20 protein-coding genes are annotated in these 22,490 nt (G+C 63.0%); 11 read left to right on the top strand and 9 right to left on the bottom strand.

Features of this window, described 5'->3' with window-relative positions; translation table 11 throughout:
- Positions 1 to 34: 34 nt before the first annotated feature.
- The gene (locus tag U5N23_RS14485; protein ID WP_322593486.1) at positions 35 to 736 is read right to left on the bottom strand and encodes a response regulator transcription factor; all 702 of its coding nucleotides are present in this window, start codon (positions 734 to 736) and stop codon (positions 35 to 37) included.
- Between the two features lie 70 nt (positions 737 to 806).
- A complete protein-coding gene (locus U5N23_RS14480) occupies positions 807 to 5,141 on the bottom strand; it encodes a fibronectin type III domain-containing protein (RefSeq protein WP_322593485.1) in 4,335 nt (1,444 codons plus the stop codon).
- Between the two features lie 1,170 nt (positions 5,142 to 6,311).
- On the opposite strand from U5N23_RS14480, the gene U5N23_RS14475 reads away from it, so the two are divergent.
- From U5N23_RS14475 to U5N23_RS14465, 3 genes are all read left to right on the top strand, one after another.
- Positions 6,312 to 7,790 carry a SulP family inorganic anion transporter gene (locus tag U5N23_RS14475; protein WP_322593484.1) on the top strand — a complete coding sequence of 493 codons (1,479 nt, stop codon included), beginning with the start codon at positions 6,312 to 6,314 and terminating at the stop codon, positions 7,788 to 7,790.
- A 20-nt stretch (positions 7,791 to 7,810) separates the two neighbouring features.
- On the top strand, positions 7,811 to 8,668 hold the full coding sequence (locus U5N23_RS14470) for a universal stress protein (protein ID WP_322593483.1): 858 nt from the start codon (positions 7,811 to 7,813) through the stop codon (positions 8,666 to 8,668).
- A gap of 119 nt (positions 8,669 to 8,787) precedes the next feature.
- Entirely contained in the window at positions 8,788 to 8,910 is a 123-nt protein-coding gene (locus U5N23_RS14465; RefSeq protein WP_322593482.1) for a hypothetical protein, read from the top strand.
- Between the two features lie 183 nt (positions 8,911 to 9,093).
- On the opposite strand, the gene U5N23_RS14460 is transcribed toward U5N23_RS14465, so the two are convergent.
- The 6 genes from U5N23_RS14460 to mtnP form a co-directional block, all read right to left on the bottom strand.
- Entirely contained in the window at positions 9,094 to 12,252 is a 3,159-nt protein-coding gene (locus U5N23_RS14460; RefSeq protein ID WP_322593481.1) for an efflux RND transporter permease subunit, read from the bottom strand.
- Positions 12,249 to 13,895: an efflux RND transporter periplasmic adaptor subunit gene (locus U5N23_RS14455; RefSeq protein ID WP_322593480.1), complete on the bottom strand. Its 1,647-nt coding sequence runs from the start codon at positions 13,893 to 13,895 to the stop codon at positions 12,249 to 12,251. Before U5N23_RS14455 ends, U5N23_RS14460 begins: the two co-directional genes overlap by 4 nt.
- Positions 13,892 to 14,428 carry a TolC family protein gene (locus U5N23_RS14450; RefSeq protein WP_322593479.1) on the bottom strand — a complete coding sequence of 179 codons (537 nt, stop codon included), beginning with the start codon at positions 14,426 to 14,428 and terminating at the stop codon, positions 13,892 to 13,894. Before U5N23_RS14450 ends, U5N23_RS14455 begins: the two co-directional genes overlap by 4 nt.
- 252 nt (positions 14,429 to 14,680) lie before the next feature.
- Entirely contained in the window at positions 14,681 to 15,184 is a 504-nt protein-coding gene (locus U5N23_RS14445) for a TolC family protein (RefSeq protein ID WP_322593478.1), read from the bottom strand.
- A 76-nt stretch (positions 15,185 to 15,260) separates the two neighbouring features.
- Positions 15,261 to 15,530 carry a hypothetical protein gene (locus U5N23_RS14440; RefSeq protein WP_322593477.1) on the bottom strand — a complete coding sequence of 90 codons (270 nt, stop codon included), beginning with the start codon at positions 15,528 to 15,530 and terminating at the stop codon, positions 15,261 to 15,263.
- Between the two features lie 420 nt (positions 15,531 to 15,950).
- Positions 15,951 to 16,817, bottom strand: coding sequence for an S-methyl-5'-thioadenosine phosphorylase (mtnP, locus tag U5N23_RS14435; RefSeq protein WP_322593476.1), 867 nt, complete (start codon positions 16,815 to 16,817; stop codon positions 15,951 to 15,953).
- A 148-nt stretch (positions 16,818 to 16,965) separates the two neighbouring features.
- On the opposite strand from mtnP, the gene U5N23_RS14430 reads away from it, so the two are divergent.
- The 7 genes from U5N23_RS14430 to U5N23_RS14400 all read left to right on the top strand — a co-directional run bounded on the left by U5N23_RS14430 (position 16,966) and on the right by U5N23_RS14400 (position 21,542).
- A complete protein-coding gene (locus tag U5N23_RS14430; protein ID WP_322593475.1) occupies positions 16,966 to 17,421 on the top strand; it encodes a hypothetical protein in 456 nt (151 codons plus the stop codon).
- A gap of 12 nt (positions 17,422 to 17,433) precedes the next feature.
- The gene (locus tag U5N23_RS14425) at positions 17,434 to 18,576 is read left to right on the top strand and encodes an FAD-dependent oxidoreductase (RefSeq protein ID WP_322593474.1); all 1,143 of its coding nucleotides are present in this window, start codon (positions 17,434 to 17,436) and stop codon (positions 18,574 to 18,576) included.
- Positions 18,573 to 19,499 (top strand): HD-GYP domain-containing protein, encoded by a 927-nt coding sequence (locus U5N23_RS14420; protein WP_322593473.1) that lies wholly within the window; start codon positions 18,573 to 18,575, stop codon positions 19,497 to 19,499. Before U5N23_RS14425 ends, U5N23_RS14420 begins: the two co-directional genes overlap by 4 nt.
- On the top strand, positions 19,496 to 19,729 hold the full coding sequence (nrtS, locus tag U5N23_RS14415) for a nitrate/nitrite transporter NrtS (RefSeq protein ID WP_322593472.1): 234 nt from the start codon (positions 19,496 to 19,498) through the stop codon (positions 19,727 to 19,729). The genes U5N23_RS14420 and nrtS overlap by 4 nt, the downstream gene beginning before the upstream one ends.
- Positions 19,719 to 20,351 (top strand): RNA polymerase factor sigma-70, encoded by a 633-nt coding sequence (locus U5N23_RS14410; protein ID WP_322593471.1) that lies wholly within the window; start codon positions 19,719 to 19,721, stop codon positions 20,349 to 20,351. Before nrtS ends, U5N23_RS14410 begins: the two co-directional genes overlap by 11 nt.
- The gene (locus tag U5N23_RS14405) at positions 20,345 to 20,539 is read left to right on the top strand and encodes a zf-HC2 domain-containing protein (protein WP_322593470.1); all 195 of its coding nucleotides are present in this window, start codon (positions 20,345 to 20,347) and stop codon (positions 20,537 to 20,539) included. Before U5N23_RS14410 ends, U5N23_RS14405 begins: the two co-directional genes overlap by 7 nt.
- A 163-nt stretch (positions 20,540 to 20,702) precedes the next feature.
- Positions 20,703 to 21,542: an AraC family transcriptional regulator gene (locus U5N23_RS14400; protein ID WP_322593469.1), complete on the top strand. Its 840-nt coding sequence runs from the start codon at positions 20,703 to 20,705 to the stop codon at positions 21,540 to 21,542.
- A gap of 82 nt (positions 21,543 to 21,624) precedes the next feature.
- Here U5N23_RS14400 and merR read toward each other — a convergent pair whose 3' ends face one another.
- On the bottom strand, positions 21,625 to 22,059 hold the full coding sequence (gene merR, locus U5N23_RS14395; protein WP_322593468.1) for an Hg(II)-responsive transcriptional regulator: 435 nt from the start codon (positions 22,057 to 22,059) through the stop codon (positions 21,625 to 21,627).
- A gap of 71 nt (positions 22,060 to 22,130) precedes the next feature.
- Between merR and merT the strand changes: the two genes are divergently transcribed.
- Positions 22,131 to 22,481 carry a mercuric ion transporter MerT gene (gene merT / locus U5N23_RS14390; RefSeq protein WP_322593467.1) on the top strand — a complete coding sequence of 117 codons (351 nt, stop codon included), beginning with the start codon at positions 22,131 to 22,133 and terminating at the stop codon, positions 22,479 to 22,481.
- Positions 22,482 to 22,490: the final 9 nt, after the last annotated feature.

Raw genomic sequence — 22,490 nt, 5'->3', positions numbered from 1 at the left:
ACAAGGAAACCGAAGAATGCCGCCACGTGCCCGGTCAGATGAGGCCCCGGACCCGGGCCTCATAGATTGCCTCGGCCTTGGAGCGCACCTTGAGCTTGGCATAGGTTCGCCGCACGAAGGTGAGTACGGTGTGGTGCGAGACTTCGAGCACGCGCGCGATCTCCTCGGCCGTGAACCCCTTGGTGATGTACTGCAGCACCTCGCGCTCGCGCGCGGACAGGTTGACCCCTGAGTCGGCACCGGCATCGGCCTCCCCAGCAGTGGACGGCGATGCCGGTGCACTGCCCTGCTTGAAGCGCATGAGCACCTGCCGGGCGATCAGCGGGCTGATGGGACTGCCGCCCTCATGCAGGCTGCGGATCTCGCCCACGATGCGCTCGGGCATGCTGTCCTTGAGCAGGTAGCCGCTGGCCCCCGCTTCGATGGATTGCAGCACATGCGCCTCGTCGCCGAACGCTGTGCTGACCATCACGGCGCAGGTGGGCCACAGCCGCGCAGCCTGGGCGATTGCCTTGATGCCGGATCCATCGGGCAAGCCCAGGTCCACCAGCAGCACGTCGGCCGCAGGCCCTTCGGCATTCAAGGCGTGCAGCGCCTGCGCCAGGGTGTCGGCCACCCAGAGCAGGCACATATCATCGGTCTGGCGAATGGCCGAAGCCACGGCCGTCTGGAACCGGGGGTCATCCTCCACGATCGCAACGCGTATTGCGGCACTGCTTGCGATTGCTGGTTGCATGGGATGGGTATGGAGTGTGTTGGAAAGAAAAAGAGACAGTGCAGCGCCACCGCTCTCCATCTCCAGCATGTTAGTTGACAACACGGACCCCCTGCACCTGCGTCTCCAGCTTCAGGTACAGCAAACCATCGCCGCCTATGCGCCATGGCTCCGTCTGGCCTGCATCGCCAGCAGGCAGCACCCACTGCGGCACCAGGCGCCATCCCTGGCCACCCAGGGTGAGGGTCAGGGCGCCATCGCTGGCGCTTGGCTGCACGGCCAAGCTGGCGCCAGGGAGCGCTGCAGTGAAGATGGCATTGGCCTGCGCAATATTCAGCAGCGCGGGCAACAGCAACTGGCGCGCGCCTTGGCCGATCTGGAACACGATGCGGCCTTGCTCATCCACGCCGAGCGTCGCGGTGCCCGTAGCCGTGCCCGAACCGGTCCAATCGGGGCGCAGCACATAGGTCTGCCCACCGGTGGTAAGTTGCAGCACGCCCTCGGCGCCCAGCCTCAGTTGTGCGCCCGGCAATGCCGCTGCCACCGCGCTGGCCAAGCCCGCCAGATCGGCCACGGCTGGTGCGAACTGCACCACCACCCCACCGCGCACCCAGCGCAGCAGACCCAGGGGTGTGAAGGCCAGGCCATCGGGCAGCGTGGCGTCGATGGCGATGGGCAGCACGGGCAGGAGTTGGTAGATCTGCGCGCCATTGCGCACCAGCACCACGCCCGAGGGAGCTGTCTCCAGGCCCTGCGCCAGGCTGGCGCCCGAGAGGCGCGCCAGCGGGCCGGCAAGGCGGGCGAATGCCTTGTCATCCACCGTGATCGAGGCCGGCAGGTTGGCGAACGCCATGGCGTCACCGGGCTGCGTGGTATCGCCTTTGAGCGAGCCCAGGGTGACGGCAATCAGCGCACCCCGTTCATTGACCTGCAGCTTCTCGCCCGCCAGCAGGCCCAGGCGGCCCACCTGGGGCAAGCTGCCTGCCGGTGGAACAAGGGCGCCCACGAGCACCGCCACCGTGAGCGGCTGCGCCTCGATGGTGGTGCCCGCCATCCCCGAGCTGAGCAGGACATCGCCCGCCAGCACCAGGGGCTGACCCGCCGCGGTGGAGGTCATGGACGCCCAGCCATGCTGCACCACCAGCACCAGCACGGTCTGGCCGTTGGCCTGGGTGGTCTTGAGCTGCGTTCCCGGCAGCGCCTGCACCGACAGCGGCTGGCCGTTGACGTTGATCTGCAGCGTGACCGGCGTGGTGCCCGTGCCCGGCACCACGAGGGTGGCGCCGACCGCCCCTGGGCCCACGACGATGGGCAGGGTGGGGTCGGTGATGGTGGTGGTGCCGGCGCTGTTGACGTTCACCGAGGTGGGTGCGCCGCCCCCGGCGGGCGCGGTGGGTGTGACCGGGGCGCTGGCGGCCGATGCCACGCTGTCGCCCGCCCCATTGGTCGCCTTGACCGCGAAGGTGTAGGCCGTGCCGTTGGCCAGCCCCATCACCGTGCAGGTGGTGGGCAGCGGACTGCCGGTGTTGACCGTGCAGGTCTTGGCCGGGTTGGCCACCGCTGCCACGGTATAGGCGGTGATGGCGCTGCCGCCATTGCTGGCAGGGGCCGCCCAGGTAACAAGGGCCTGGCTGTCGCCAGCGGTGGCGGTAACGGCGGTGGGGGCGTCGGGCTGCGTCGCGGGAGTGGCGGCAGCGCTGGCGGCCGATGCCACGCTGTCGCCCACCCCATTGGTCGCCTTGACCGCGAAGGTGTAGGCCGTGCCATTGGCCAACCCCAACACCGTGCAGGTCGTGGGCAGCGGGCTGCCGGTGTTGACCGTGCAGGTCTTGGTCGGGTCGGCCACCGCTGCCACGGTATAGGCGGTGATGGCGCTGCCACCATTGCTGGCGGGGGGTGTCCAGACCACTGTGGCCTGTGCATTGCCGGCGGTAGCGGTGACGGCGGTGGGCGCGTCGGGGACACCTGGCGGCACCAGCAGCAGACGAGAACGCGTCGGTGCCTCGGCGAAGTAGGCGGCATCGGCGCCTGCACCGCCGGACTGGCGGGCCAACACGCCGCACAGATAACCGCCCTTGCCGGGCAGCACCGTCAGCGCGGTGCCGGTCACGGTGCAGACGTCGGGCGTGAAGGTGTCGAATGCCACGGCCAGGCCGCTGCTGGCGGTAGCCGCCAGCGTGGTCGGGGCGCCCGGGGCAGGCGAGCCAACCGCCACGGGATAGTCGATGGCCTGCGCTGCAGCGATGCGCGTTGGCACGCTGCGGCTGGCCCAGCTCCCGTTGCCCAGTTGGCCGCTGGAGTTGTTACCCCAGCACTGCACGGCCTCGGCCGTGGCCAACGCGCAGGTGTGGTTGCCTCCTGCCGCAATGGCCGCCACCCCGCTGGCCAGCCCCGTGACGGGCTGCGGCGTGCTCTGGTCGGTGGTGCTGCCTTCGCCCAGTTGGCCTTCATTGTTGCGGCCCCAGCACTGCACGGCTCCGGCCGTGGTCAGCGCGCAGGTGTGCCCGTTGCGTCCCGCAATGGCCGCCACCCCGCCGGCCAGGCCGGTGACGGGCTGGGGCGTGCTCTTGTTGGTGGTGCTGCCATCGCCCAGTTGGCCGAAGGGATTGGCCCCCCAGCACCGCACGGCCCCGGCCGTGGTCAGCGCGCAGGTGTGGCTGTACCCCGCCACAATGGCCGCCCCACCGCTGGCCAGGCCCGTGACGGGCTGTGGCGTGCTCTTGTAGGTGGTGCTGCCATCGCCCAGCTGACCGAACTGGTTGCGGCCCCAGCACTGCACGGCCCCGGCCGTGGTCACGGCGCAGGTGTGCTCGGACCCTGGCGCCATGGCCGCCACCCCGCTGGCCATTCCTGTGACGGCCTGGGGCGTGCTTTTGTTGGTGGTACTGCCATCACCCAAATTGCCATAAGTGTTCCTGCCCCAGCAATACACCGCCCCGGCGGTGGTCAGCGCGCAGGTGTGGTAATCCCCTGCCGCAATGGACGCCACCCCGCTGGCCAGGCCCGGCACGGGCTGGGGCGTGCTCTTGCTGGTGGTGCCGCCATCGCCGAGTTGGCCGAAGGGGTTGGCCCCCCAGCACTTCACGGCACCAGCCATGGTCAGGGCGCAGGTGTGGTCGTACCCTGCCGCAATGGCGGCCACGCCGCTGGCGAGGCCTGTGACGGGCTGGGGCGTGCTTTTGTTGGTGGTGCTGCCATCGCCCAGCTGGCCGGAAGCGTTGTAGCCCCAGCACTGCACGGCCCCGGCCGTGGTCAGCGCGCAGCTGTGGCCGAACCCCGGCACAACCGCCGCCGCCCCGCTGGCCAGGATTGCGACGGGCTGGGGCGTGGTTTTGTCGGTAGTGCTGCCATTGCCCAGTTGGCCCTCGATGGCACGGCCCCAGCACTGGGCGGTACCGCCCGTGCTCAGTGCGCATGTGTGATAGCTCCCTACAGCAATGGCCGCCACCCCGCTGGCCAGGCCCGTGACGGGCTGGGGCGTGCTTTTGTTAGTGGTGCTGCCATCGCCCAGCTGGCCAAACGGGTTGTCGCCCCAGCACTGCACAGCTCCGGCCGTGGTCACTGCGCAGGTGTGGTGTTCGCCTGCCGCAATGGACGCTACTCCGCTGGCAAGCCCTGTGACGGGCTGGGGCGTGGTTTTACCGACAAGAGTGCCATCGCCAAGTTGGCCGTGGATGCCAAGACCCCAGCACTGCATGGCCCCAGCCGTGGTCACCGCGCAAGTGTGGTTGCCTCGCGCGCCCGTCGAAATGGCCACCACCCCGCTGGCCAGGCCCGTGACGGGCTGGGGAGTGGTTTTGCCGGCGTTACTGCCATCGCCCAGTTGGCCCAAGGCGTTTATGCCCCAGCACTGCACGGCCCCGGCGACTGTCAGCACGCACGTATGGTAGTTCCCTGCCGAAAGGGCCGCCCCCCCGCTGGCCAGGCCGGTGACGGGCTGGGGCGTGGATTTGTCGGTGGTGCTGCCATCGCCCAGTTGGCCGTTGTCATTCAAGCCCCAGCAGTACACGGCCCCGGCGGTGGTCACCGCGCAGGTGTGTTGGAACCCTGCCGCAATGGCCGCCACTCCGCTGGCCAGGGCTGTGACCGGCTGGGGAGCGGTTTTGTGGGTCGTGCTGCCATCGCCCAGTTGGCCATAGGTGTTGGCGCCCCAGCACAGCATGGCTCCGGCAGTGGTCAGCGCGCAGGTGTGTTCGAATCCTGCCGCAATGGCCGCCACTCCGCTGGACAGGCCCGTGACCGGTTGGGGCGTACTTGTGTTGGTTGTGCTGCCATCGCCCAATTGGCCGAAAAAGTTACTGCCCCAGCAAAATACCCTCCCAGCGGCTGTAAGTGCGCAGGAGTGCCGTTCGCCCTGAGACAGTTGCTGCACCGGCTCTCCCAGCACGGCGGCGGGCACTGGCGCCTGTGCTTGGGCGGGCAACATCGCCATCCACCAGGTCCACAGGAGTGGCCCCGCCCATCGAAGAAGCCACCTGGCAAGCAACGAAGGCGTGCGGGTGTGCAGCGGAGCGGAAGAGAGTGGCATGCCCATGGGTCGTGGTCTTTCAGGCGAAACAGGGGGTGATCAGCGCCCACCACGGGACTGGTCAGCTGTACGCGCCGCGAATCTATAGGCTTTGCTGGCGTTTGTATGTCCCTAGAACTAGTGACACGCGCCCCGGCGCTGGGAGCGCCTTCAGAGTGATGCCGGCGTGGCAGGCCTTCCACCAGCCAGTGTTTCGCCCGCGCTGATGCGCATTCCTTGCGCAGGGGCCGAGGGTTCAGGGTCGGGAGGTCCTGTGCTCGTTGGGCCACTGGTAACAATACGGCGGCAAGTCGGTGAACTGATAGTCAAAGATCGGTTTAGCGATAGAGATGGCCTGGCGTATGCACCTGAGCTGAGAGCCATGGGAACCAAGATCGCCCCTAATCTGAATGGCACTCACTCTGGCATCTTCGCTGCTGGGACCGCGCAGAGTAGCTTGAAAGCCGAAGGAGAGGGCTGGCCTGGATCGATTGGTAAGCGTCCAGCCGGGGGTGATCTCGGTTTCATTGCAAACAGAATCCCCCGTCAAGGAACTCCGTCGCGACAACAAGTTCGCAGCGTTTCATATGAATTGGGAGGACGCTGATATCGAGCTACTGGTACAGATTCCCCGCCTTCGTGAAAATTTGTCGGGGCTGAATGGCGCGCGGCCGTCGCATTTGTAAAGGTTTTTTCCGAGATGTGCTGAGCCGCTCTCACATCCGGACCTGAATGATCGAAGACCTTCAAATTAGTTAAATAGGGCGTACCTCGTTACAATGGTGCGATGCACAACTTGCTGCGATCCTCCCTGCACAGCTCGGGCACTGCCCGAAGCAAGGAATTGCCACGCGGTTTTTTCTGCTCCGTGACACCGCCATAGCGCTGTGTTCGCGTCAGCCCTAGGCGCCCTCTAGGCGCGCCTTGCGGCCCTTTGTTTCGCTCCCTACTTTTCGCTTAGCCGCTTCAAGCGTCCTTGTCTCACGGCCGGGGCTACACGTTTCGCGTCGGCAAGCATACTGCTTCGCGCCTATACCGATCGGTTCCGATGGTCGCTGCGCGTCGTCTCTCTATTTTTTGCCTATGCCTATGAATCTCTCCTCTATTCGTCAAACATGGTTTTCCAACATCCGCGGAGACCTTCTGGCTGGCATCGTCGTCGCGCTGGCGCTGATTCCTGAAGCTATTGCCTTTTCTATCATTGCGGGCGTTGACCCTAAAGTGGGGCTGTATGCCTCGTTCAGCATCTGCGTGATCATCGCGTTCGCTGGCGGACGCCCCGGCATGATCTCTGCGGCTACGGGGGCGATGGCGTTGCTCATGGTCACCTTGGTCAAAGAACACGGCCTCCAGTACCTCCTTGCCGCTACGGTGCTCACCGGCATCCTGCAAATCCTGGCGGGTGTATTGAAGCTCGGCCTGCTAATGCGGTTTGTGTCCCGCTCGGTGGTCACGGGTTTTGTGAACGCGCTGGCCATCCTCATCTTCCTGGCCCAGTTGCCCGAGCTAACCAATGTGGGCTGGCAGGTGTACGCCATGACGGCCGCAGGCCTGGCCATCATTTATGGGTTCCCCTACATCACCAAGGCGATCCCTTCGCCGTTGGTCACCATCGTGGTACTGACGGGCATCTCCATCGCAATGGGGATGGACATTCGTACCGTGGGTGACATGGGTGAACTGCCCAGCAGCTTGCCGGTGTTCCTGATACCCGACATCCCGCTGAACCTGGAAACGCTGCAGATCATCTTCCCCTACTCGGTGACCCTGGCTGTGGTCGGCCTGCTCGAATCGATGATGACTGCATCCATAGTGGACGAGTTGACCGACACCCCCAGCAACAAGAACCGCGAATGCATGGGCCAAGGCGTAGCCAACATTGCCACGGGCTTTATCGGCGGCATGGCAGGCTGCGCCATGATCGGCCAATCCGTCATCAACGTGAAGTCGGGCGGCCGCGGTAGGCTTTCCACTTTGCTGGCAGGTGTGTTTTTGCTTTTGATGGTGGTGTTCCTGGGCCAGTGGGTCAAGCAGATCCCCATGGCTGCACTGGTGGCGGTGATGATCATGGTGAGTATTGGCACATTCAGCTGGGACTCGGTGCGCAATCTGCGCCAGCATCCACCCAGCTCGTCCATCGTGATGATCGCTACCGTGGTAGTCACCGTGTCCACGCATGACTTGGCCAAAGGCGTGTTTGTGGGCGTGCTGCTGTCAGGCATCTTCTTCGCGCACAAAGTGGGCCGCGTGTTGCGCGTGGACCGCAGCAGCGAGGACGAGGGCCGCACGCGTGTGTACGGCGTGGTGGGCCAAGTGTTCTTTGCGTCGTCCGAAGCGTTTTTGGCCGCGTTCGACTTCAAGGAAGTGGTGCCCAAGGTGCGCATCGACGTGAGCCGCGCCCACTTCTGGGACATTACCGCGGTGAGCGCGCTGGACAAGGCGGTTCTAAAGTTCCGCCGGGAGGGCACTGAGGTCGAAGTAGTGGGAATGAACGAAGCCAGCGCCACGCTAGTGGACCGCTTTGCCATTCACGACAAGCCCGGCGCTGTTGAAAAGCTCATGCACTAACAAACCAGGAGACAACACACATGAACAAGGTATACGCCTGCATTGATGGCCTTGCTGCCACCGCCGCCGTGATCGATTGGGCCGCATGGTCCGCTTTGCGGCTGGATGTCCCGCTGGAGTTTCTCCACGTTTTGGAGCGCGACCCGGACCGCTCTGCCGCTACCGACCTGAGTGGAGCCATCGGGTTTGGCGCGCACGAATCCTTGCTGGGCCAATTGAGCGAGATCGACGCGCAACGAGGAAAGCTGGCCCAGGAAGCGGGCCGCCAGATGCTGGCCAAAGCCCAGGAGCGCGCGCGCGCGTTTGGTGTGCAGAAACTGGACGCCCGCATGCGCCACGGCGAGCTGGTTGATGGCGCGCTGGACATGGAACCCGACGCTCGGCTGTTCGTCCTGGGCGAGCATTTCCATGCGACGGGCTCCTCCAAGCTGCACCTGGACCACCACTTAGAGCGCGTGATCCGTGCGGTCAAACGCCCCGTGCTTGTGGTCACCTTCGAGCATTTCGCAGAGCCTCAGCGTTTCGTGCTGGCCTATGACGGCAGTGCCACCGCTCGAAAGATGGTGGACACCGTTGCGCGCAGCCCGATGCTCAAGGGCATACCCGCGCTGATCGCCATGGCAGCAGCAGACACGCCCGAGTCCCATGTCCAGCTGCAAGAGGCCCACAAGGTACTAACGGACGCGGGCTTTGTGGCTGCCACGGTATTGCTGCAAGGCGAGCCCGAAAAAACGCTGCCAGAGTTGGTGCAAGCGCAGGGCAACACCCTGCTGGTCATGGGCGCCTATGGCCACTCCCGCATTCGCCAGTTGGTGGTGGGCAGCACCACCACAACGCTTTTGCGTTTGAGCAAGGCACCGGTACTCATCCTGCGCTGACAACCAAGCTGCCGCCCACGGTGTGGGCTGGCACACCCATGCAAGGAGGACACTGTTTGCTTCGTTTCAATACTTGGTGGCTAGTCGGCGCTGCCTCAATAGCGGGAAAGCTGCTTTGGATGTCTCTTTCTGCAGAGACTTTGTTCGCATTGACGCAAGAGGACGGATTCATCGAGTCGCTCACGCTGGGGCTCTATGCGGTGGCGCTCGGGGCGGTGCGCGTGAAAGCACTGGGGTATTGAGAAAGTCGTGCGGCTTGGGCGAAGGTGTCGCTGGGGATGTGCTGGCTCAGCTCGCTGAGCAGGTGCGCAAGGGCAGCACCATCAATGCGAAGGGTTAACCCTTTCAAGACTGAGCAGTCGGTCTTGACAGCCGAATCGAGGTGCTACGCGTTGACCTGGGCGCCCAGCAACTTGCGTAGCGGTTCAAAGAGAGCGGACGGTTTGTAGTCGTTCCGGGTGTACCTTACGAGTGCGGCGCATGAGCAGGTAGGCGGCGGGGATGACAAACATGGACAGCAAGGGGGCGGTGATCATTCCGCCGACCATGGGCGCGGCGATGCGCTGCATCACCTCCGATCCGGTCCCCACTCCCCACATGATGGGCAGCAGGCCAGCCAGAATCACGGCGACGGTCATGGCCTTGGGGCGCACCCGCAGTACCGCGCCCTCGCGGATGGCATCCAGCAGGTCCGCAGGTTCGGTCCGGTGTTGGTCGATGCGGTCCTGCCAGGCATGCTTCAAGTACAGCAGCATGATCACGCCGAACTCTGCCGAGACCCCAGCCAGCGCAATGAAGCCGACCGCGCCAGCGACGGAGAGGTTGTAGCCCAGCAGGTACAGCAGCCAGATTCCCCCGATCAGGGCGAACGGCAGCGTGGCCATAATGAGCAGCGCCTCCCCGATGCTCCGGAAAGTCAGGTAGAGCAGCACGAAGATGATCAACAGCGTGAATGGCAGCACCACTTTGAGCTTTGCCGTGGCGCGTTCCAGGAACTCGAACTGGCCAGACCAGGAAACCGAGTAACCCGGAGGCAACTGAACCTCTTGCGTCACGGCCTTTTGCATGTCCTGGACGGCGGAGCGCAGGTCCCGGCCTCGGATGTCCACGTAGACCCAGCCAGAGAGCCGAGCGTTTTCACTTCGGAGCATCGGCGGGCCGTCGGAAATGCGCACATCCGCCACATCGGACAACACCAGGCGTGCACCCTGGGGGCTGACGATGGGCAGGCTGCGGAGCTTTTGCAAAGAGTCGCGCGTTTCCCGGGGGTAGCGGACGTTGATGGGGAAGCGCTGAAGCCCTTCGACCGTCTCGCCGATGTTCTCGCCGCCCACGGCAGAGGCTATGACCGACTGCACATCGGCAATGTTCAGCCCAAACCGGGCCGCGGCATCGCGGCGAATGTTCACGTCCACATAACGCCCGCCCGTGAGCCGTTCGGCCAGGGCGCTGGAGACGCCAGGCACGCCCTTGAGCACTTTCTCGATCTGCGTGGTGATGCGGTCGATGTCCGCGAGATCTGTTCCGGCGACCTTGACCCCCACCGGGCTCTTGATCCCGGTGGCCAGCATGTCGATGCGGTTGCGGATCGGCGGCACCCATATGTTGGCCAGACCCGGCACTTTGACGATGCGGTCAAGTTCTTCCACCAGCTTGTCCTGCGTCATGCCTGCCCGCCATTGCTCGCGCGGCTTGAACTGAATCGTGGTCTCGAACATCTCCATCGGCGCCGGGTCGGTCGCGGTCTCTGCACGGCCAGCCTTGCCATAGACACTTGCCACCTCGGGCACTGTCTTGATCAGCCGGTCTGTTTGCTGCAGTAGTTGTGCGGCCTTGCCTGCCGACAGGCCCGGCAAGGCCGTTGGCATGTACAGCAAGTCTCCCTCGTCGAGCCTGGGCATGAACTCGCCACCGATGTGCTGCAGCGGCCACAGGCTGATGACAAGGACCGCGGCAGCAATCCCCAGCGTGAGCTTGGGCGCTTGCAGCACGCCGTTGAGCAAGGGCTGGTAGACCGCGATCAAAAGCCGATTGAGCGGGTTGGCCTTTTCGTCGGGTATGCGCCCTCGGATAAGGTAGCCCATCAGCACCGGGATCAGCGTCACCGACAGGCCCGCCGCGGCCGCCATGGCGTAGGTCTTGGTGAACGCCAGGGGCGCGAACAGCTTCCCTTCCTGGGCCTCCAGCGTGAAGACCGGGATGAAGGAGAGCGTGATGATCAATAGGGAGAAGAACAAGGCGGGGCCCACTTCGGCCGCCGAGTCCCCGATCACGCGCCAGCGCTCCTCGCCTTCGAGTTTTTCGTCAGGATGCGCGTGTGCCCAGTTTTCCAGGTGCTTGTGGGCGTTTTCGATCATGACCACGGCGGCATCGACCATGGCGCCGATGGCGATGGCGATACCGCCCAGCGACATGATGTTGGCGTTGACCCCCTGGTAGTTCATGACGATGAAGGCGGCCAGGATCCCCAGGGGCAGCGAGATGATGGCCACGAAGGCTGAGCGCAGGTGGAACAAGAAGACCCAGCACACGGCAGCCACCACCAGGAACTCTTCAAGCAACTTGAACGAAAGGTTGTTCACGGCGCGCTCGATCAGGCTGGAGCGGTCGTATACCGGGACGATCTCCACGCCTTTGGGCAAGCTGGCCTGCAGGGATTGAAGTTTGGCCTTTACCGCCTCGATGGTTTCCAGCGCGTTCTTGCCCGATCGCATGACGATGATGCCGCCCGTGGCTTCGCCTTCCCCATCCAGCTCCCCGATGCCGCGGCGCATCTCCGGGCCCAACTGGATGCGCGCCACGTCGCCCAGGCGCACAGAGACGCCCGCCGGCGTGGTCATGAGCGGTATCTGCCGGAAATCGTCCAGCGACTGCAGATAGCCCGTAGCGCGCACCATGTATTCCGCTTCGCCGAGTTCCAGCACCGAGCCGCCCGCTTCCTGGTTCGCTCTTTGCACGGCTTCAGTGATACGCGTGTGGGGGATCGCGTAAGCGGCCAGCTTGTCGGGATCCAGCACGATCTGGTACTGGCGAACCATGCCGCCGACGGAGGCGACTTCCGCAACGTTGGGCACGGTCTTGAGCTCGTACTTCAGGAACCAGTCCTGCAAGGCCCTCAGTTGGCCCGAGTCCATGGTGCCGCTGCGGTCGATCAGGGCGTATTGGTAGATCCAGCCCACGCCGGTGGCATCAGGACCGAGCGAGGCCTTGGCCGCCGTCGGTAGCCTGGACTGCACTTGGTTGAGGTACTCCAGCACGCGCGAGCGTGCCCAATAGGGGTCCGTGCCGTCCTCGAACAGCACGTAGACGAACGAGTCCCCAAAGAACGAATAGCCGCGCACGGTCTTCGCCCCCGGTACCGACAGCATCGTCGTGGTCAGCGGATAGGTGACCTGGTTCTCGACAATGCGCGGCGCCTGGCCCGGATAGGTGGTGCGGATGATGACCTGCACGTCCGATAGATCGGGCAACGCGTCCAGCGGCGTCCTGAGTAAGGCATGGACACCCCAGGCGCCGAGGATCAGCGTGGCCAGCAGCACGAGAAAGCGATTGGCGATGGACCAACGGATCAGCCGGGCGATCATTTCTTGGCCCCTGGTGCAGTGGCCAGCGCCGGCATTGGTGATATCCGCGTCAGCTGGGGCATCCCGTCCTTGTCCATGAAGAATTCGATCGTGACGTGGTCGCCTTTTTCCAGATGGCGCGGCAGCGCGTTGGGTGGCGGCGGCTTGAACTCCATAGTCATCGGTCCCCACTGGATGGAGGGAATGGGTCCGTGCGATAGCAGGATGGAGTCCTTGTCGACGGCCACGATCTGGGCCTCGCCTTCATGGCGCGGAGCGGCGGAGCTGGCCCCCGGTGCAGGCGCTTCGTTCAGGCGGGCTTCGACCCCCTTGAGGCTGGCCTCGGAGTCGATGAGGAACTGTGAGGACACCACGACACGCTGGCCGGCCTGCAGGCCGCTCTTGACCTCGGTCTGGCCGCCGAACTCGATGCCGGGCTGGATCTCCTGCGGGATGAACCTGCCGTTGTCTTCGGCCACTAACACCACCGTGCGCTTGCCGGTCTGTATCACAGCTTCAGTGGGGATCAACAGTGCGCGTTCTCCCAGCACGTCCATGAACTGCATCGAGACGAACATGCCGGGCACCAGCCGCTGGCCGGGGTTGGCCAGCTCCAGGCGTGCTTTGAGGGTGCGCGTGCTGGCATTGACGTCAGGCAGGATGGTCTGAATTCGGCCTTCGAACGTGACGCCCGGCACCGCAGGGCTTTGGGCCCGCGCCATCGCCCCCGGGCGCACCAGCGCCGCCTGGCTTTCTGGAACCTCGGCGTTGGCCCATACGGTGGACAGACCATTGATGCGGAACAGCGGCGCCCCGGCCATGACGGTCATACCCTCGCGGGCCGACAGTTCCGTCACCACTCCGGCAATGGGCGAGAAGAGCGTCGTGCGCGCTTGCGTCTTGCCGGTGCGCTCCACCAGGGCGATCTGCGCGTCGTTCATGCCGACCAGCCGCATGCGCTGACGCGCACCATCCACGAGCCCTGCGAGATCCTTGCCCGGCATGCGGTGGAGGGACAGGAACTCTTCCTGCGCCGCAACCCATTCGGGCACGAAGAGCTCGACCAGGGGCTGGCCCTTGGCGACCCTGTCCAGCGTGGCGCGCACATGTAGCCGTTCCACGTAGCCGGTGGCGCGGGCCTGCACGGTGGCATGGTCGCGCTCATTGAAGGCAATGCTGCCGACGGCACTCACCTGTGGCGCCAGTTGGCCCTCGGAAACGACCGCCGTTCGCACGCCCAGGTTCTGCTGGACACGAGAGCTCACGGTGACCTTGCCCTGGTCCGCATCGCCGTCCGCGTAGACGGGCACCAGCATCATGTCCATGAAGGGGGATTTCGCGGGCTTGTCGAACTTGTTGCCCGGCACCATGGGGTCGTGATAGTAAAGGATCCTGCGGCCATTCGCCGGATCTGTCTGTCCGGCCTGAATGCCTGTAGCAATATGGCGTCGGGTGGCTTCCTCGCCTTCACCGATGCTCTGGGGCACAGCACCTGGTGGCGCGGGCGCAGCGGCCTCCTTGGTTGCATCGCTTGGCGTGGGTGCGCTCGTGCCGGGGGCGGCCATGCTGGCGCCGCGGCGCATTCCCACTTCAAAAGCGGCATAGCCACCGGCGGCGAAGGCCAGCACCAGGGCGGAGGCCAGGAGGATGTGGAAATTCTTCATGGCTTTTCCTGGCGTGATGTGGCAAGGCTGTCGCTGGGGGACAGGAAGTTCAACTGGGCCCAGCTCTTGGCGGTTTCCATCTCGACGGTGAGCGCCTGCATGCGGGCGTCGATCTCATCGCGACGTGCAGACAGGGCTGCAGCCAAATCCACCTTGCCTGTGCGATACCCCGTCAGAGCCGCCTGGGTGCGCTGTTCGGCCAGGGGGATGAGCTGGTCCCGATGGCGAACGACGCGGCTTTTGCCGGTTTGCCAGTCGTTGAGCAGGCCGCGCACCTCGGCCTCGTGGCTGCGCAGCATGTCCTCGTACTTGGCGCGCGCTTCGTCGACCATGGACAGCTTGGCCGCGAGTTCACGGTCCTGCCGATTCGCTCGGTCCCACTGCAAGGGAATCGAGACGCCCACGGAGAGCATGTTTGAGTAGGCAGAGCCACGCTGGCTGTACATCACCTCGACGCTCCAGTCAGATCGCCGGTTGGCCTCGGCCAGCCGCGAGTCGGTCTGTGCGGCATCCACCCGCGCCTTGAGCACCATCAGATCGGGGTGGAGCGGGATGTACTCTTGCAGCCTGCCATCTTCAAGCCGGCTAGACTGCCAAGCCGGTGCCTCTGTGGCTGGCCGCTCGGCGTCCGGGCCGACCCACCGGGCTAGGACCAGGGCTGCGTTTCGTTGCTGCCTGTCCACCGTGCTCAGTCGGTCTTCCAACAGGACGAGGGCCGACCGCGCTGCAAACACGTCGGCCTGGCTGCTTCGCCCAATGCCGAAGCCGGACTCGGCCGCCTGGACCTAGAGCCTAATTTCCTCGATTTGGCGAAGGACCAGTTGCCGCGTCTGCTGGGTGTAGTAGCTCTCAATCCACGCCAGGGCGGTATCCCGCTGCAGGTTGGCCAGGCTCATCTGGCCTTGCGCGACGGAGACTTCGGCTTCGCGCTCGAAGCGCTCGATGCGCAACTGGCGCTTTTGCGCACCGGGCAACTCCTGCATCACGCCGATGCGCCGCATGGTCATGAAATCGCGCGACAGGCTTAGCCGGTCCGGCCCGTTCAGCGGCAGGTTGTCCACACCGAACTTGAGCACGGGGTCCGGCAATTGGCCCGCAGCGACGGCCATGTTCCGCAGAGCGGCCGTAGAGGCGTGGCTGGCCACCAGTTGTTGCGAGCGCGCGGTAGCCAGCGCCAGCGCTTCGCGCAGAGTCAGTGGTTCATCGGTCGCACCAGCCCAGGCGGGCAGGCCCAAGGCTGCCGCCACAGCAGCAGTGGCCCACCAGCGGGCCGAAATCAAACTAGACATGTCATCTCCAGAGAACGAAGAACAAGCTGCCGGGGCACTTGAAGTGCCTCGGGCAACGCTCAGACGGTCTGGGACGTCAAATGCGAAAGCAGCAGTGCTGCACGGCCAAGGGCGGCGCCGTTGTGCGCTTCAGGAGCGGCGCCTGTGCGGGCGCCCCCTCCGGAATGGCCGGCGCGATGAAGGGCGTGTAAGCGATATCCGCCAGGGCAGCGGATTCCAGCGCGGGCAACTCGTACTTGTCCGCAGTTTGCTGGCTGGCCTGGCAATGGGCCTGGCACAGGTGGGGCTGCTCGCCGTCCATGCGCAGCGACATGGTCTCGGCGCATGGAATTCCGGCTTCGGCCATGGCCGCGACCTCGGCAACCCGCGAAGACTGCGCACCCGGGCAGGCGTAACTTGCCACCGCCAGCTGCATGAATAGCAGGCTGACCAGTGCAAGAAATACTGTTCTCAGGCGGGTGCGGCGGTCGCGAGTCATAAGGATGAGTGTAGTGGACTACTTTGCCTCAATGAAGTTCTCGGCCCGAGCGCACTGCATTGCGGCCCGCTGCCAATAAACCAGCAACTGAGCAAGGCTGCAAACGTTGAAGCTGATTGTCCAGACGAGGAATACGCAGTTGCGTCAAATCGTCTGACAGGCCTGAGCGGGAGGCCGAACGTCTTGGTTGATGCGGGCCAGAAGGCCTGAGCATGCCTGACGGGGGGCGACGACAGGAGCGGATCCTGGTGCAGTTCTGCAACTGTAGACCAATGCCGACCCACATAGCTAACTCCATAGCGTTTCCAGGCGGCCTCTGACTTCGGTCTCCATAGACTCACGTGTCGTTACAAGAGCCGAATCTAGCGCGGCATGGGCCGCAGAAGCCGGTAGTTCTCGGCCAAGAATCTTGATGGCCTCTGCCGCTATCGCCTGAGCGTGGCCTGCGTTCCGCATCAGGTTGGCAATCGCGGCATCGGCCGTGACATGAGCCTCCCGCGGGTGCCAGCAGTCATAGTCGGTCACCATCGCTAAAGTGGCATAAGCCATCTGTGCTTCCCGCGCCAACTTCGCCTCCGGCATATTGGTCATGCCGATCACGCTGGCACCCATGCTTCGATACCAGTGCGATTCGGCCATGGTGGAAAACTGTGGGCCTTCGATGCATACATATGTCCCGCCCTTGTGCAGGCGCACCTTGTCGCTCAGTCCAGCACCGTCTACCGAACGCGCCAATACGTCTGAGAGATTGGCGCAGATGGGCTGCGCCAGGGATACATGCGCCACCGCGCCAGCGCCGAAAAACGTGCTGTCTCTGCGTTTGGTCAAGTCGATGAACTGATCCGGTAGAACCATGTCGAGCGGGCGCAACTCCTCGCGCAGCGACCCCACTGCGGAGAAAGAAACCAGGTACCGCACGCCCAGTTGGCGCATGGCATGGACGTTGGCCCTGTAGGGAACCTCGGATGGAATCAGACGGTGGCCCCGACCGTGTCTGGCCAAAAAGGCCACGGAAATGCCATCTACTTTGCCGGTTACCAAGACATCGGAGGGCCTGCCGTAGGGTGTCTCCAGATCATGTTCCTTGGCATCCTGCAAAGCATCCATGTGGTAGAGGCCACTCCCGCCAATGATCCCAATCAGGGCACGTGTCATATTGAAACTCCAGGTGGTTGTAGTGCTGACGACGTTGGTTAGTCGCTTCACCGGACGCATCTATTACAGCTTGATGGGTCCGGCGGTGTAAGAGCCACGGAGCGTGGAGCGACTAATCGACATCCACCACCGCATGACGGAGTCCCATATGTCGAAAAATATCCTCTTGGCTAGACCCCATCCCTTCATCGTCGCTGAAATGAAGCCTTTTTTGGAAGAAAACGGCTACACGCTTGCCAAGCTGGAGGTTATTTCCAACATGGCTACTCTCGCGCCCAAAGCGGGCGGCGCCGTCATTTCCATGGCACTCTCATCTTCCATCCCCGAATCCGCAGAAGAGGTGTTTCAGCAGCTGCGCCAATCCGCACCGGCCGTCCCCGTGGTTTTCGCATCAATGCTTTCCTTGGACATGGCGCGGCCTGGTCTGGAGCGTATGGCTGCGCTCTGCCGCGTTAATGCGAGCATCGCGGGCATCGATAACGAAGGTACCGTCTCACAATGGGGACGTCCTGATACCTTTCTGTATTTCAGCAAGGATGATTTGGCCATTCCTGCTCGTCGAGCCATTGCGGCCCGGATTCTCAAACGTCATTTCACCCAGTAGATCGGCTCCTCCATGAAAAGGCTTGTTTTGGTCGGCGGAGGCCACGCGCATCTGTCGGTTCTGGAAGCCCTGGCTGCCAGACGCCCTCAGGGGGTCGAAGTGACGCTGATCACTCCGGCGCCTCAACAGAACTATTCAGGGATGCTGCCTGGCTGGATCTCAGGCCACCATTCGAAGGCGGCTTGTCAGATCGACGTGAGGCCATTGGTGGCGGCTGCGAAAGGGCAGCTTATTGTGGACAGTGTGGTGGGCATGGACGCTGCGCGACGCTGCGTTGGCCTCACCGATGGCCGACATGTGCACTATGACTGGCTGTCCATTGATGTGGGCAGCGAAACGGCAACTTCCTGGCTGGAAGCACTGGGGGACAAACTGCTGCCGGTCAAGCCCTTGGATCAGTTCTACTCCCAGTGGCCTCAAAAACTGACCGAGGCGCAAACGAAAGGCGCATTTCACCTGCTGGTTGTGGGCGGCGGCGCCGCCGGGGTAGAAATCGCTCTGGCTGCGCAATATGCGTTGCAGCAATCCGGGGTCAACGCCACAGTGGATCTGGTAGCTTCCGAAAACGGAATCTTGCAAGGGCACCATCGACGCGTGCAAGATCGTGTTATTGCCTACGCTCAACGTGCTGGTTTGAATGTGCATTTCCAGCGGGCTGTCGGCACAGAAAAAGGTGTTTTGCTGGCGGACGGTCAGGCTATGGATGCTGATTTGGTGATTGCCGCTACCGGGGCGCGTGCGCCTGTGTGGCTGCAGTTGTCCCAGCTAGCGCTGGATCCAGGGGGATACATTCTGGTGGATCGACACCACCGCAGTGTCTCCCACCCCAACGTCTTCGCGGCCGGAGACGTGTGCGCGCGGCCAGACACGCACCTGTCTCGTTCGGGCGTGCATGCAGTCCGCGCAGGCCCTGTACTTGCCAGCAACTTGCTCGCGGTTCTGGAGGGCGGTCCACTGCGGACATATGCACCAAAATCCAGCTCTCTCTACCTGCTCGCGTGCGGGCCGCGCTATGCGATTGCATCGTGGGGTGCCTGGTCTGCAGAAGGTCGCTGGGTTTGGCGCTGGAAAGATTGGATCGACCGGCGCTTCATACGTCGCTTTGCCTCGTCCGACTTTGCTCACACTGGAACAGCGATGGAGAAGTCCACATGATCGGATCGAAACTGCTCAGCACATGGTTGCGCGGTCCGACAGCCGGCACCACCCATGGCGCCCAGTTGCTGGCCAGTCTGATGACCATGGCCTGGTTTGTCGAGGCGAGGGACCCCTACACAGGCGGGCACCTCTGGCGCGTCTCGCGCTACGCGCGCTTGTTAGCCCAAGACGCGGGCCTATCCCCTGATGAAGTGGCACGGATCGAACTAGGCGGCTTTCTGCATGACCTGGGCAAAGTCGGTGTTCCAGACGCGATCTTGCGGAAAGCTGATCGTTTGACCGATGAGGAATACGCCGTCATCAAAACGCATCCTGACGTCGGACTCAGGATGCTCGCTGGGCATCCTCTCGCGGGTCTGGTTCGAGACGCTGTTCACCTGCATCACGAGCGTCCGGATGGGCGGGGTTACCCCCGTGGACTTAAAGGCGAAGCCTTGCCAGTCACGGCACGCATCGTCGGCATCTGCGATGCCTTTGATGCCATGACCAGCCATCGCCCCTACAGAGCCGGCATGCCCATTGAGAAAGCACTCGATATCTTGAGGCGCGAGAAGGGCGCGCAGTTTGACGAACCCCTTGCAACCAGATTCGTCGGCTTGGGCGAAGCGGGTCGGCTCGACCATGTGCTCGCGCACAGCGACGAAGGGATTCCGCTGCAGTCTTGCCCTATGTGCGGACCCACACTGGTGCTGCGGCGCGGGCTTGTTGCCGGGCAACGCATCTACTGTCGCAACTGCTCGGGGGAGTTTGAACTGAACGCCTCCGAAAGAGGGTTGTTGGCCAAGCCCACCGGCCGCCAGGGCTCGGCCTCAGATCTTGAACCTGAAGCGGATTTTGAGCTGATACGGACTACCGTCTCGGCAGCGGTGGCGAACCTGCCGATTCAGGCGCTGATGGAAACATCGTCGGGGTACACATGAAGCCAAGCATTTGGTCGTTGGCGTGCTCACGAAAGATCGCGGGCAACGCACTGCGGATATCGCTTGTCGTGGGCACCGTTCTGAATCTGATCAACCAGGGCGCGGCGATTCTCAGTTGGTCCGGGATTTCCTGGGGGCATGTGTTGCTCAACTACCTTGTACCCTACTGCGTCGCCAGCTACAGCGCTGCCAAGAATGCATTGAGCGAACAGGACCGACATGACGTTTGACAAATTGAAGGCGGAGGGAGTGGAGGCAGCCGTTGGAGCACCCTCAATCACCGACCCGGAATTGCTGAAGTCCCTGCGCAGTCAGATGCTGAAATTTGCGCATTTGCAGCTGGGGGACGAACAGGTAGCCGAGGATGCCGTGCAGGAGGCATTGATCGGTGCGCTGAAGAACGCTGCGGCCTTTCGTGGCCATGCGGCGTTGAAAACCTGGGTGTTTGCGATTCTCAAGAACAAGATTGCCGATTCGCTGAGGCAAAAGAAGCGGCTTGGCGAAGCCAGCGCACTGATGCAGGAACGCGAGGAGCAGGAAGACCTCCACGAGCTTTTCAACGCGAGGGGATTCTGGGAGCCGGATGAACGGCCCGCAGCCTGGGGAAATCCGCAGGAAGCCTTGCATCAAAGCCAGTTCTGGAAGGTTTTCGAACTCTGCCTGGAGGCCCTGCCAGGACAGCAGGCCCGCGTGTTCATGATGCGGGAATATATAGAGCTGGAGTCAGACGAAATCTGCGCTTCGGTCGGTATTTCGACATCAAACCTGAACGTCATCATGCATCGGGCCCGGCTTCGGCTGCGGGAGTGTTTGGAAAACAACTGGCATCAAACCAAGGGGCAACCATGCTGAACTGCCAATCGGCCACCCGACTGGTGTCGGAAGCGCAGGAACGCCGCCTATCGGTGCCGGAAAAAATGGGACTGAATGTGCACCTGATGATGTGTTCAGGTTGCCGGAATTTCAGTCACCAGATTCCATTTCTTCGCCAGGCCATGCGGGCATTCGCGCAGGGGGAAAATGAGAAGTCCACTAAATAGCCGCCATGCCCAAAGCAAAAGCCTTTCGAGGCTTTTCTGTTCAGGGCAACGTAGGTCAGCCCTTCGCCACCGAGTGCCATGCTAAAGACAAAGTTCTTGGCCCTATGGGTATGAATTGCGGTATGCGCGATGAACCATCCACACCCCGAATACCCTATTGCGTATGGATAGCGTCACCCATCTCCTGAGTCATTTCGCGTTAAGTGCGGGGGTGTTCTACACCGGCAACATTTGCGGCCTCCATGACTTTCCGCAGGATGAGCAGCGAGGACATCTGCACCTGATCAGAAGTGGCCATCTCCAAGTGATCGGAGTTCGCACTGTTGATTTCGCCATCTCAGAACCTACGCTCCTTTTTCTTCCCAGACCAGACAACCACAGGCTGCTGGCAGATGAACAAGCGGGGGCAGATGTCGTGTGCGGCACCGTGCAATTTGGAGGGGGTGGAAGCAATCCAATCTCGGACTCGTTGCCAGATGTGGTCTTGATCGAACTCAGACACCTACCCGGCGTCGATGCGCTGCTGGACATGATGTTCGAAGAGGCTTTCGCCGACCACTGCGGAAGACAAGCAGTGATGGACCGCCTGTGCGAAATCCTGATTATCCGGCTGTTGCGCTACGCGATTGCACAGGGCCAAACACAGGGCGGGACACTGGCTGGTTTGGCCGACCCGCGATTGCGCCGAGTGCTTGAAGCGATCCACGAAGCTCCAGGGCGCGACTGGAGCCTAGAGTCGATGGCGGCTCAGGCTGGGATGTCGCGCGCGCGTTTCGCATCTCGATTTAGGGAGGTGACGGGGGAAACACCTGCCGAGTACCTTGCTTCCTGGCGCGTGATGAGCGCGCAGCGCTTGCTGAAGAAGGGACTTCAGCTCAAGCGGATCGCTACAGATGTGGGTTACGGCAGCACCAGTGCTTTGGCACGGGCATTTGTCCGCAAGCTCGGATGCTCGCCCAGCGAATGGCTGTCCAACTTTTCTTATGACGCGAGGCGACCTTGAGTTCATCAAAGCTTTCGCTGCGCGGCTTGTCCTCTCGGAAAGAGTGACATACAAACACTCTTACGGGCCGCTTGAGCGCTGGCTAACAGTCGACGCCAGCCGGGTTTCGTATCTCTCGTTGTAACGATGCGATCAGCGGGCAAGACACGTCTCCTTTCGCCGCGTGGCAGGCGCACACCAATCCGGAAAGCGCGGCCTCCATGCGCACCAAGTCCTTCAGTTTTTCGCGAACATCCTTGAGCTTGCGTTCGGCCAGGCTGCTGGCTTCATCGCAGTGCGTGCCATCGTCCAATCTGAGCAGTTCGGCAATTTCGTCCAGGCTAAAGCCCAGCCGCTGGGCCGATTTCACAAACCGCACTCGCGTCACGTCCGCGTCGCCATACCGACGAATGCTGCCATAGGGCTTGTCCGGCTCGGGCAATAAGCCTTTGCGCTGATAGAACCGGATGGTCTCCACATTGACCCCGGCCGCCTTGGCAAAAACGCCAATGGTCAGATTTTCAAAAATAGTTGGCACAACGTTTGACTCCGTACATGACTACGGAAGTAAGGTTACGCTGTTCCTTCCTTTTTCGATAGCGCAAACACATGTCTGAACCACAAAACGGGCGCGGTGCGCTCTTCGCTGGCGGGCTGGCCGCCATTCTTGCCTCAACCTGCTGCCTGGGGCCGTTGGTTCTTGTCACGCTGGGCTTCAGCGGCGCGTGGATCGGTAACCTGACGGTGCTGGAACCGTATCGGCCGCTCTTCATCGGTGCGGCGCTGGTGGCGCTGTTCTTCGCTGGGAGACGCATCTACCGACCCGCACAAGCCTGCAAGCCGGACGAGGTCTGTGCGATTCCTCAAGTGCGTGGCACCTACAAGCTCATTTTTTGGGTCGTGGCCGCGATGGTGCTGGTTGCGCTCGCATTCCCCTATGTCCTTCCTTTGTTGTACTAACCAGAGATC

The organism is Acidovorax sp. (assembly GCF_034519795.1).
In the GTDB taxonomy this organism is placed as follows: domain Bacteria; phylum Pseudomonadota; class Gammaproteobacteria; order Burkholderiales; family Burkholderiaceae_C; genus Acidovorax.
Note: the sequence above shows the minus strand (reverse complement) of the source record. Positions and strands in the feature narration are given on the sequence as shown.